Below are 11611 nucleotides of genomic sequence, written 5' to 3' on the forward strand. Positions count from 1 at the left end.
TGGAGTACTAAGCCGCATACATGATGAGTCGGCGCGCTTGCGCGCACAGGTCGCCTCAGTGCACGGCGATCTGCGCATGCCGCATAACGGCAAGGTGCGCAGCGTTCCCTGGGACCAGCTCTACGTGGCGCCATCGTTACACCTAGATTCACCGCACGAGACCGCAGTTAGCTTCGACGAGCTAGTCGATCCGGGACGCCGGCACGTGATCCTGGGCGATCCAGGGGCAGGTAAGTCGACGCTGGCGGCGAAGCTTGCCCACGACTTGGCGGCCGACCCGCACGGCACCATAGTGCCGCTACTGGTCGTGCTCCGTCATTTCTCGGCTGCCCTGGAGGCAGGTGATCGCACGCTGATCGAGCACCTCGTAAGCGTCGCGAAGGACCCGTACAACGTCAGCCTCACCACCGACACGGTGGAGTACCTGCTGATGAACGGCCGGGCTGTGGTCATTCTCGACGGGCTGGACGAGCTGACCGACATCAGCCTTCGCAACCGTGTCGCAGACCTCGTCAAGGGCTTCGTGTTGCTCTACCCGCTCGTGCCGGTGATCGCGACGTCGCGCCGGGTCGGCTACGTGCAGGCCGCGCTCGACGCCACGCTGTTTCGCACCTGTGTGCTCGCCGCGTTCGATACCGAACGTGTCGAGTCCTACGTGCGGCGATGGTTTCATCTCGACGATGGGCTACCACCTACTGAACGGGCGCGTTTGGCCAGCGCGTTTCTGCGGGAAAGCGAACGGATAGACGACCTGCGCAGCAGCCCTTTGCTGCTCAGCGTGCTGTGTTCCATGTACGCCACCGATCATTTCATTCCTCGCAATCGCGGACAGATCTACGAGCGGTGCGCGCTGATGGTCTTCGAGCAGTGGGACCAGATGCGGGGCATCTCCCGCGCGCTGGGGTTCGAAGGCCGAGTCCGTTCCGCTGTTCAAGACTTGGCGTGGACACTACTCACCCGGCACAAGGTTCCTGAGCAACCGCGCGGCCGCATCAAGGCAGCCCTGGAGCGACATCTGACCGGCAAAGGGTTCGACGAGGACCAGGCGTCGACCGTGGCGGCGGAGTTCCTGGACTACTGCGCCGGTCGTGCGTGGATCTTGGTGGAAGTCGGCTCCACCGCTACAGAGCCGATCTTCGGGTTTTCCCACCGCACCTTCCTGGAGTACTTCGCCGCAGAGCATCTCGTACGCCGATCGAGAACTCCGGCGAAGGTCTGGAAGCAAATCAGGCCACGCGTGCGCCGCAACCAGTGGGAGGTCGTAGCCCAGCTCGCGCTGCAGCTGATCGATCGCAACGTCGACGATGGCGGTGACGCGGCGCTCCGACTCGCGCTCGACGACGTCGACCGGGTGACAGCGCAGGACGAACGAGACGCGCTCCTTGCCTTCTGCGCACGTGCTCTTGGTGACGTGTGTGTGACGCCGGAGGTGACGTGTCGAGTCGTTGACCTCGCGGTGAGCCGCTCATGCGCCTTCGGCGAAGCCGATCGCTTTCAGGTGATGCCGACACTCTTCTGGGCTTTGGAGGCAGCCGATGGCCCGCTATACGCCCTGCTGTACCAGAGCCTGCCGGGGAATCTCACGTTCATCCGCCGCAGGCTCGCAGAAGCCTTCCGTGATCGACTGGAGGCAGACGACGACGTAGCCCATTTCCTCCTTTCCGTGCTGCCCCGCCGTCTGCTAACTGAGGATCAAAAGCGTGCTGCGGTATGGACGGAGCTGCAGGATGAGTTGGAGGAGCGGCACGAGCTGGCGCATGAACGGTGGCGTCGTAGACGGCCGTGGGCGCAGCTTAGTAATGATGATGCCTTGAGCGACGTCATCGCCAACTATGGTGCGCTTCCCCTCTACGTGTCGGACATGGCGCTGAGCGGAGCTGGATACCCGCGGGTGGTGGGGCTTCTCGTCGATGACATCGGCGTCGCACCTGACCAGCCCCATCCGTTGGAGGAGACCGCACACCTAGTGCGTGAGCAGCTGATACGCCATCTGACGCCGTGGTTGCCGCACTTTGAGGCAGAGTCGTCCTTCACGTTTCGGCGCATCGAGCAGGAGCCAATACCACCGTCGGGTGAGGATCTTGCGAGCCATCTCGTGCTGTCGCTGCCTTACCTGGAAGCGCGTGTGCCTGCTACAAAGCCTGTCCACATTTTCGATCTTGCCCGAACGGGCCGCGAGGGCGACGAGCACGCGCAGAGGGCCTTCAAGCGCGAGCTCGAGAAGAGGGCGGTACCTCTACATGTGCGCGAGTTCTTGGTCCGGTGGGTTCAGGGTCTAGTGACTGTGGTGGGACCTGCGCCCTTAGCGGGCGCCGGCTCTTCGGTGTTGTTCACCATGCCCTCAGGTTGACGGCAGGGTATGAAAGGGAATTCAAAGCTGATGAGCTGTAGCCGCACCGCGTCCAACGGCGCAGTCCACTGAGATGCTTCTATAACTGTCAAGTGTTGCTGGTAGCTTGCCCGATCCGTGGCCGCGGATCGTGGCTCATCACAGTCCTGCCTCGAGAACATATTCCTGGGCCGGCGCCGTCACGACGTCTCCCGGGAAGGCAGTCCGCCGCAATGGCCATCGTCGCAGACCAGTACGACTTCGTCATCGGCGTGGACACCCACGCCGCTTCACACACCCTTGCCCTGATCACCGCCGACACCGGCGCGGTCGGGCAACACGCCCAGTTCCCGACCAGCCTGGCCGGGCTGCGTCGTGCTGCCGGCTGGATCCAACGCCACACCCAGGACGCGCCGGTGCTGATCGTCATCGACGGCGCCGGTTCCTACGGCGCCGTCTTCACGAAGCAGCTCACCGCAGCGGGCCTGGTCGTCGCCGAAGCACCCGACATCGCGGCCATCAGCCGGCGCGGCCGCGGCAAGAGCGATGCGCTGGACGCCGTCGCTATGGCCCAAGCAGCACGTGGCCTGGACGTCAACCAGTTGCGCTGGCCCCGCACGACCGCTGCCAACCCCATCTTGCGGGTCTTGACCGTCGCCCGAGAACAGATGAGCGGTGAACGCACCCGCGCGGTCAACGCACTGACCGCGCTGCTGCGCACCGTCGACCTCGACGTCGACGCCCGCCGCGCCCTGACCACGACGACCATCACCACCATCGCGGCCTGGCGCACCCGCGGCGAAGACCCGACCCTGACCGTCTGCCGAACCGAGGCCATCCGCCTGGCCCGGCGCATCCGCGCCCTCGACACTGAACTCGCTGCCAACCACGCGCCCTGCAGGCAGCCGTCTCTCAGCAGGCGCCGCAGCTACTGGACCTACCCGGCGTCGGCCCGGTCGTCGCCGCGACGGTCCTGCTGGCCTGGTCGCATCCCGGACGCATCCGCTCGGAGGCCGCATTCGCCGCCCTTGCCGGCGCATCACCGCTACCGGCCTCATCCGGCAACACCACTCGACACCGACTCAACCGTGGCGGCGACCGACGCCTCAACCGAGCCCTCTACACCGTCGCACTGGTCCGTACGGGCCACGACTCCCGCACCCGCGGCTACGTCACCCGCCGCACCGCCGAAGGCCGCACCAAACGCGAGGTCATGCGCAACCTCAAGCGCTACATCAGCAGGCAACTCTTCCGAACCCTCAACAACGCCCAACCAGCTACCAGCACCAGTTGACAGTTATAGAAGCATCTCACTAACTTCGGCCCGATTCCCGGCCCACGACCATCGAATACGGCCAGCCCCGGGATCATGATGGTCTGATCCTTGCCGCGTCCGTAGGTGTGACACAGGATCCGCTGCGGCAGGTATGCCCGTCCGGCCGCAGCCAACACGTCGAACACCCGCCGGAACCTGCCCAGGTTCCCCAACCCCATCATCCAAACCACGGTCATGCACACTGATCACCAGAACAGCCCTTGGTTATTGATGCTCTCGCTGGACAAGAAGCTCATCGACCAAGGACTGTTTCCGTGATCAGCCAGGATCCCCACAAGACCCTTGAAGGTTAAAGATCAAGTTAGTCGGCTGGTGAGTGCCCCAGGATGGCGTCGATGATGCAGACCCGGTAGAAGCCGACCACGACGGACAGCCAGCGGGAGACGGTCGAGGGCTGGTGTCTGCGCCCATACTGCAGCCATCGCACGCACCGCTCGATGTCCACCCGTGCCGCAGCCATTGATCTAGACCGTGGTCTACGCAGCGGATCGAGGTGGACTCGCGCTGTACTCTTGCGGTCGAATTGCAGCACAGCCGGTGGCCTCCCGCTGACTGCGCCGACGCTCTGACTTCCATACGTCATGGACGCCCGTCGCACAGCCTGTGCGACGATCCCCTCGTAGTCTAGATACTTTTACGCTCGGCGCTCTCTGAAAGAGGAGTAGGATCGGCGCGGTCATGAGCAAGGGGGCTTCGATTAAATGTCCGAGGATTGCGACAATCGGCCGCTAAATTGGATCAAGAGCAGTCGCAGCACATTGACCCAGGAGTGCATCGAGATGACAAGACGTCGGAATCATGCCCTAGTAAGGGACTCGAAAAATCCCGGCGGCGCAGTTCTCACCTTCCATAATTCAGCCTGGAGGGTTTTTATCTCCAACGTCCGCGCTGGCTTTTACCGCGAACATGCATGCTCCGGGTAAGTCCGACAATGAATGACCCATAGCGGTTCGGTTGACCACTGTCCAGCAAGGGCGCACTCCCCGGTAATCGCCGCAGAGCGGTGGACGCGCCTGGTCTCTGACCGCACTCGGTGGATTCGCGGGCATCGGACTGGGCGTCAAAATCTGCCGAAAACCCGTCGCGCCGTCGGCTGTAGCAGGATTCCAATCGCGACTCCTGCTGCGATGCCGGTGATGAAGAGATGGCGGGAGCCTTGCGAGGATTGTTGCTCCAAACCTGAAGCGGTAACCTCAACTTCTCGACTCTTCAAGGTTTCCGTAGCATATCGGGCGGCAGTTTCGCACTCCTCGGACAAGATGGCGAAAAAACGCTTCCGGCGACGCGAGCTAAGATATGAGCCCCCGTTCGCCTCCCACCATTCGCGAGCTACCTCTGACTCGAATAGGCGCCGCGCCACGATGTGCAGCGTATTTTCTTTCATCTCGCCGAGATCCCACACCATTGCCCAGTGGCCCACAAATAGATTCGCGTACACCTTTAGCGCCGCATTGGGATCGCCAGTGGCAGTTGATCCATCAACGTAAAGAAACTGTGGATTCTCGAGCGCCAGTTTTACGATGTCAAACTGCCTTTGTCGAATCAAATGGACCTGACTAATCCTGTTTAGATTGTTTTGAATTAGCAAGGATATCGAGACGCCAATGAGGGCTAGGGCCGAAAGTACGGCTGATGTGCCCCCGTATGCCTGACCAATGTCCGAGAGGTCACTCCACCGCACCGAAAGATCCGCCATCCAGGTCATTGCTACGGGGGAAAGCGCAACTAGGCCCATCAAAGATATCGACGCCAGTGAGATAATCGTCTTCCGGCGCCATGATGCCCTGCTCTGAAAACCCGACATACCACTCTCCGATAGAGTTGCGTGCGGCTACCCCCATGGACAGCATGGACTGGCCGCGCAAGTACGTCGATGCAGGCCAGCGCCGAAGCCGTTTTGCCCGGAGAGTGGAAGTGGTGCGACCCCCTATCGGCCGGACACCAATGCGCACCTCAGCAATCTGATCAAGCGACGGGTCGCAGATGCCGCAGCGTGCTGTTGGGGCGGTCGGGTTGGATTGTCTCCCAGCGTTTCTGCAGCGCCTCGACAAGGGTGGTGATCATGGGTTCGGTGACGTGGCTGTAGATGCCTCTTACTCCGACGAGGCGGTGGCCGAGCCCTCGGGCCTGGGCGATTTCGGGGATGCCGTCTTCGATGAGCCAGGTCTTGTGGGTGTGGCGTAGGTCGTGGAAGTGCATGCCGGGCAGGATCGGCGGGATGTCTCGTTGGGGGTCGCCGGTGAGGGCGGGGGTCCAGGCGCGGCGGTTGAAGTTGGAGCGGCGTTGGTGGTAGCCGCGGGCGCCGGGAAAGACGGTGTGGTGGGGGTGGTCGGCGAGGTGGCTGGCGAGGAGGTTGGTGAGGAATCGGGGTAGGCGGATGTGGCGGACGGAGTCGTTGGTCTTGGGTGGGCCGAGGTACAGCTTGCCTTCGACCTCGTGCAGGGCGCCGGTGTCCGGGTGGACGTAGATGCTGCCAAGGGTGAGGTCGAGGTTGTCTCGGTGCAGGCCGGCGAGTTCGCCCCAGCGCATGCCGGTGTAGGCGGCGGTGAGGATCATGAGGCCGTCGGAGGGTCGACTTTGGCGGGCGACGATGGCGGCGACTTGTTCGGCGGTGGCGTGGGGTCGTTCGGCGCGGATGCCTTTGGGGATGCGGATGCCTCGGCAGGGGTTGAAGGGGATCCGGCGGTCTTCTACGGCTTCTTGTAGGACCATCGACAGGACCATGATCACGTCGGCGACGGATCGGGGTGCGAGGCGTTTGCCGAGGGCGACGGCGAGGGTCTTGATGTGTTGGCGGCGGATGTCGACCAGGGGTAGTGGGCCGCGAGTGGGCAGGATGTGCAGCCGCAGGTGGCTGCGGTAGGCGGCCCAGGTTGCGGGGGCTGCCTGGTGGGTGGACTCCCAGATGGGCACCCATTCGGCGAGGGGGATGCGTCCGCCGCGGGGGTCGATGAAGGTGTCGCGGGCGACTTCGACGTCGATTTCTTTGGCGCGGATGACGGCGTCGGCGCGCCGGTCATGGGTGGAGTCGGTGGTGACGGTGCCGTCAGTCGTGCGGAGGCGGACGCGGAACTTCATGCCGCGTTGTTCCACCCAGGCCATGGGTTACTCCATTCGGTCCGGTTGTGGTGCGTCGGTGATGGACGCGTGACTTCGCGGGTTGGGTCAAGTCGCCGCTGGCGGGTGGCGGCGCCGGTGGGTGCGGCGGCCGGTGGCTGGTTCTGCTGCTGCGGTGATGAGGGCGGCGAGGTCGGCGGCGGAGAAGCGCAGGTGTTTGCCGAGGAAGGTGCAGGGGATTTGGCGGCGCCCAGCGCGGCGGCGTAGCCAGGATTCCGGGATGCGCAGCAGCGCTGCGGCTTCGGCTGGTGTGTAGAGGCGGGGTTCCTGCTCGTCGTGGTGCCCTGTCGCGTGGCCGGGTGTGGGTGGCGGCGGTGGGCGCCGTAGTGGGCGGGGCGGGTTGTCGCGCACGGTGAGCTCCTCGCAGGCGCGGGTGGGGCGGGCTCTTCGCGGGCGGATGTCTGGTCGGCCTACGAAGAGCTCGCGGGTGGTCAGTGGTGGCGGTACAGCAGGAGAGGGAGGGCGGCGGTGGGCAGTTGCCTTACGCGACCGCCCCTCCCTCACCGGTGTCCTTCGAGGTTCCTGCGCCGGAGCCGGTGGGATTCTTGGTGAACACGAGGACGTCTTCGTGTGCGATCAGGTGCATGGGGGTGCCGGCGGCTCGTGCCTTGCGGACGGCCTGGAGTTGGAAGAACGACGGCCGGGCTACGAGCCCGCCGTCTCGGACGGCGGCGAGCAGCGCTACGCACCGGTCGACGGGGGTGAGGCCGGCTCGGATGCCGGCGCCGATGACGGCCGATGGGAGGTCGATGAGTTCGCCGTGCTTGCGCCACGGTCGGGCGGCCACGACGACGACCCCACCGGGTTTGAGGAGGGTGTGGCAGCCGGTGAGGATCTGGGCGAACCCGTCGGCGAGGCCGGTGAGGTCGCGGTAGGCGAGGTTTCCGCGGTCGGTGCCGTCGTTGTAGGCGTTGTCGAACTTGGCTACGCCGTCGGTGCCGGGCCGGACGAGGCCGTGCACGGTCGGTCCGTACGGCGGTGAGGTCACGACGAGGGCGATCTGCCCGGTCAGGGCCGCGGGTACGAGCGAGAGGATGCTGGTGGCGTCGCCGCGGATGACGCCGGCCCGGCCGGTCGCACCCTGCGTGTGGGCGTGCTTGATGTTGGCGTCAGCGATGTCGGACCAGCGGGACTCGTACTCCACGCCGATCGCGTCGCGGCCGGCGTGGATCGCCTCGACGAGGGTGGTGCCGATCCCGCACATAGGGTCGAGCACCAGGTCCCCCGGTTGGGTGTAGGCGGTGACGGCGTGCGCGGCGATCGCGGGAAGCATCCGCGCCGGGTGTTGCACGGACTCGCGGACGTACCGTCCTCGGCGCTGGACCGGTCCGGTGGCCTGCGCGGTCGCCCACACTGACAGGTTCTCCGGGCCGGCAGCAGCCCGATGACCTCCGATCGGGCCGGTGCTCGTCGAGGCAAGCGGCGTGCTCTGCTCGTTGTGGTCGTCGGCGATCTCTGCGCGGTGCTTAGCCACGGTGACCACCGCCCTCGCGGCCACCCCGTCGACGCGGGGCGCGGCTCTGGGATTGGCTGAAGACCATCAGGTCCGCGTGGACTCGCAGGTGCGCCATCTGCCACCGCTGGTCGGTGGTGGTGAGGGTGAGTAGTTCCTCGTCGGTGACGTGGTAGACGAAGGCGTCGCCGTCGGTGTCGGCGGTGACGGCGACGAGGTGTTGCAGGTAGCCCAGTCCGGCGCTGGCGGCGGCTTGGACCACGCCGGAGAAGTCTTCCGGGCCGTTGGTGGTGCCGACCGGGGCGGTCACGACGAGGATCAGGCAGCCGCCCGGTTGCAGCAGTGCGGCGCAGGCGGCCAGCAGCCACGCCAGCCGGACCCGGTTGGCGGCGGCGTGCGCGTGTAGGGGCCAGCAGGCGACCACGAGACTGGTCGCAGTCTGCAGGGATCCGCTGGGTGGCAGGTCGACCGCCGTGTCGGTCGGTGGGTGCAGTTGCGGGTCGGTGAGATCGTCACCGAACCACGCACTCATCTCGGGCAGGTCGTCCTCCTCCCCCGGTTCCGCACGGCCGGTGGTGCCGACGGGCGGGACCGCGGTGGCCGGGCCGATGATCAGGCTGGGCGCGTCGGTGAACCACGCCGGGTGGTGACGGCGTGCCCCGACCGCGCTGGCATGGATGAGGGCGTGGTCGGTGGTGAGGTCGACGACCGTCTCGCCGGGGCGGCTATAGGCGGCGATGAGGCGGCCGGCCAGTCGGGTGCCGATGCTGCGTCCGGCGTCGCCCGGGGTGTGGGCGGTGCGCCAGACGGTGAGCGGTACCGGCGGGTCGCCGGCGACCAGGTCGGTCGGTGTCGGGTCGACCTCAGCGTCAGGGCCGGTGTCGGCGGTGGGATCGGGATGCGGGTTGTGGTGCTGCGGCGTGTGCTCGCTCATGTGGTGTCGGCTCCGCGCCGCGCCGTGGTGCGCTGACACCCTCAAACCGGTGTTTGTCAGCCGTGGCGAACACCTGCCTCTCTCACGGTGATCTCACGAATCTCTGACAGCCGGTTCCCGTCCGCTTAGCTGTCCTGGGGCTCCCGGATGTTCACGCGGGCGCCGACTCCGTGGGGTCGGATCAATATCGGGAGGCTGCCAGAGCCGTCGATCGTTCCAGTTCTGTCAGCCGCCCAGTGTCACGGCCACCTCGGCCATGCCAGCGGCGTACGCCAATGACACGGGGTGCTGGCCGGCGTTGTCAGACCGCTGTCCGACTTCGCCGGACAGCAGCGGCGCCACTGGGGGCACCGGCTCCGAAGCCGTCATTCGGACGGCGGCTCGTCAGACCGCCACGGCCCGGCGGACGGACGCTGTCAGCCGGCACGCCGGCGCACCCCCTGCCGGCGTGACAGCTTCGGCCGGAAGCGGCGCCGCTTGAACGGGATGCGCAGGCTGCCACGGGTGCCCTGGTAGCCCTTGTCCGCGAAGGTCATCACATCGGCGCTGGTCAAGGCTTCGATGATGCCGTGGGTGCGGGCGGCGGTCAGGTCATGCGTTGAACCGGGCAGCGCGGCCGATGCCCAGACGAGACGCCCGGCCGCATCCGCGATGACCTGCACGTTCACGCCGTGACGTTTGTGCTTGCCGGAGTAGTACGGCTTCTGGTCGGCGACCCGGTCGATCGGGATCAGCGTGCCGTCCAGGATCGCGTAGGCCAGTTGTCGGATGCGCCGCATGGCGGTGTCCAGGTCCTCGGCGGCAGCGCTGAGCAGGGCGATTGCTTCTTGAACATAGCGCCAGGCGGTCGCGACGCCGATCTCGAAGCCGGCGGCGAGGCGGGTGTAGGTGTCGCCGTTGCGCAGGTGGGCCAGGGCGAGTAGTGCCTGGCGGCCCGGGTTCAGTCGCCTCCACCGGGATTTGCGCTGCTGGCGGTGGCCGCGGATTCGCTCGGCGAGGTGGTTCAGGGTCCGGTTGGACAACGGGATCGTGGCAGGGTAGGACAGCATGGCGAGGCTCCCGGTCGGGGCATCGGGTTTTGGTCGATTTGCTGTCCTACCTGGAGCCTCGCCCTCATCGATCAGCACCCCTTGCCGACCCGGGCTGACCTGCAAGATCAGGCTGGAAAAGGCTCATTGGTACACCATCAGGCTCGCGGTAGCGCCGATCCTGCACTACGTCCGCGCTGCTCTTGCGCGGGAGCGCCTCGATCAAGACCGGCACCGACGGGGCCTGTCCGCGCCGGGCGGATGGGGGTTCATGTCCAAGGGGCGACGTCGACCATAAATCCATGATCTTCGTACGTGGCGAACTACAACTCACGCCCAGGTAGCCGCATCAGCCGATTACTGGCGCCGCTGCCCCGGCTCGTGTTCGAGGGGCGGCACGACCCCGCCCGAGATTGGCTGCACGTGCTACCGCCTGCCCGCCTAAGAGGGCGTCTGATCCGTGTAGTGGTTGATTCGCGTTCGGTCGTGGCTGCGGTGGGCTCGGCTCGTTGATCTCGAGTGGGTGTGAATCGGCGTGGGTATCGGTCGGACTTGTCGGATGAGCGGTGGGCGTTGATCGAGCCGGTGCTGGCCGCGTGGCGGGCGGCGCGGGTGGGGTTGGGGATCAGTCGGCCGGTGCATGACCTGCGGGAGATCGTCAACGCGATCCTGTATGTGGCCAGGACGGGTATCGCGTGGGAGTACCTGCCGCACGACTTCCCGCCGGCGAAGACGGTGTACGACTACTACGCCAAGTGGGAGGCGGACGGGACCACCCAGCGGCTCCACGATCTGCTGCGGGAACGGGTCCGGGTCGCTCGAGGTCGGTGTGGGAGCCCGTCGGCGGTGGTTCTGGACTCGCAGAGCGTGAAGACCTCCTGCAACGTCGGTGAGTCCAGCAGGGCATTGATGCCGCGAAGAAGATCAAGGGACGTAAGCGGCACATCGCCACCGACACCCTCGGTCTGCTCGTGGCGGTGATCGTCGCCGCCGCGTCGGTCCAGGACTCCGCTGGCGGCCGGCGCCTGCTCGACACGGTTTCCACCGACCATCCGACGGTGGTCAAGGCGTGGGTTGACGGCGGCTACAACACCGCGGTGCGTGCGCATGGCGCCCGGCTGGGCGTTGACGTCGAGGTGGTGCCCCGACCAGCCGAGAAGGGCTTCCACGTCCAGCCACGACGGTGGGTCGTCGAACGGACCTTCGGCTGGCTGATACAGCATCGACGACTCGTCCGCGACTACGAAACCCTCCCTCAACGAACCCGAGCGATGATCCACTGGGCGATGGCTAACACAATGAGCCGTTACCTCACCGGAGAATCCACCCCAACCTGGCGAAACGAAACCACCTAACCGGACCAACCTCGCCAACCGAGATCAGATGCCCTCTAAGCCCCCGACCCCAACCCCAC

The 11611-nt window shown here is 65.9% G+C and carries 8 protein-coding genes and 3 pseudogenes; 4 read left to right on the forward strand and 7 right to left on the reverse strand.

The features are described 5' to 3' along the window. Positions 1 to 58 precede the first annotated feature (58 nt). A complete protein-coding gene (locus SM452_RS23975) occupies positions 59 to 2350 on the forward strand; it encodes an NACHT domain-containing protein (protein WP_463840742.1) in 2292 nt (763 codons plus the stop codon). A gap of 212 nt (positions 2351 to 2562) precedes the next feature. Further along, a pseudogene (locus tag SM452_RS23980) lies at positions 2563 to 3623 on the forward strand (IS110 family RNA-guided transposase). 343 nt (positions 3624 to 3966) lie between these two features. On the opposite strand, the gene SM452_RS23985 reads toward SM452_RS23980, so the two are convergent. Then, positions 3967 to 4125: a hypothetical protein gene (locus tag SM452_RS23985; RefSeq protein ID WP_463840743.1), complete on the reverse strand. Its 159-nt coding sequence runs from the start codon at positions 4123 to 4125 to the stop codon at positions 3967 to 3969. A 241-nt stretch (positions 4126 to 4366) separates the two neighbouring features. Here SM452_RS23985 and SM452_RS23990 point away from each other — a divergent pair, with 241 nt between their 5' ends. After that, positions 4367 to 4588, forward strand: coding sequence for a DUF397 domain-containing protein (locus SM452_RS23990; RefSeq protein ID WP_463840744.1), 222 nt, complete (start codon positions 4367 to 4369; stop codon positions 4586 to 4588). A gap of 137 nt (positions 4589 to 4725) precedes the next feature. Here SM452_RS23990 and SM452_RS23995 read toward each other — a convergent pair whose 3' ends face one another. The 6 genes and pseudogenes from SM452_RS23995 to SM452_RS24020 all read right to left on the reverse strand — a co-directional run. Further along, positions 4726 to 5361, reverse strand: coding sequence for a DUF6082 family protein (locus tag SM452_RS23995; protein WP_463840745.1), 636 nt, complete (start codon positions 5359 to 5361; stop codon positions 4726 to 4728). Between the two features lie 269 nt (positions 5362 to 5630). Then, the gene (locus tag SM452_RS24000) at positions 5631 to 6767 is read right to left on the reverse strand and encodes a tyrosine-type recombinase/integrase (RefSeq protein ID WP_463840746.1); all 1137 of its coding nucleotides are present in this window, start codon (positions 6765 to 6767) and stop codon (positions 5631 to 5633) included. Positions 6768 to 6830: 63 nt separating this feature from the next. After that, entirely contained in the window at positions 6831 to 7286 is a 456-nt protein-coding gene (locus tag SM452_RS24005; RefSeq protein WP_463840747.1) for a helix-turn-helix domain-containing protein, read from the reverse strand. Further along, the gene (locus SM452_RS24010; protein ID WP_463840748.1) at positions 7264 to 8265 is read right to left on the reverse strand and encodes a TRM11 family SAM-dependent methyltransferase; all 1002 of its coding nucleotides are present in this window, start codon (positions 8263 to 8265) and stop codon (positions 7264 to 7266) included. Before SM452_RS24010 ends, SM452_RS24005 begins: the two co-directional genes overlap by 23 nt. After that, the gene (locus tag SM452_RS24015; protein ID WP_463840749.1) at positions 8249 to 9169 is read right to left on the reverse strand and encodes a hypothetical protein; all 921 of its coding nucleotides are present in this window, start codon (positions 9167 to 9169) and stop codon (positions 8249 to 8251) included. The genes SM452_RS24010 and SM452_RS24015 overlap by 17 nt, the downstream gene beginning before the upstream one ends. 422 nt (positions 9170 to 9591) lie before the next feature. After that, positions 9592 to 10218: pseudogene (locus SM452_RS24020) on the reverse strand (transposase family protein); the annotation flags it as partial. A gap of 504 nt (positions 10219 to 10722) precedes the next feature. On the opposite strand from SM452_RS24020, the pseudogene SM452_RS24025 reads away from it, so the two are divergent. Then, positions 10723 to 11552 (forward strand): annotated as a pseudogene (locus SM452_RS24025) (IS5 family transposase). Positions 11553 to 11611: the final 59 nt, after the last annotated feature.

This window comes from Micromonospora sp. SYSU B005 (assembly GCF_055362685.1).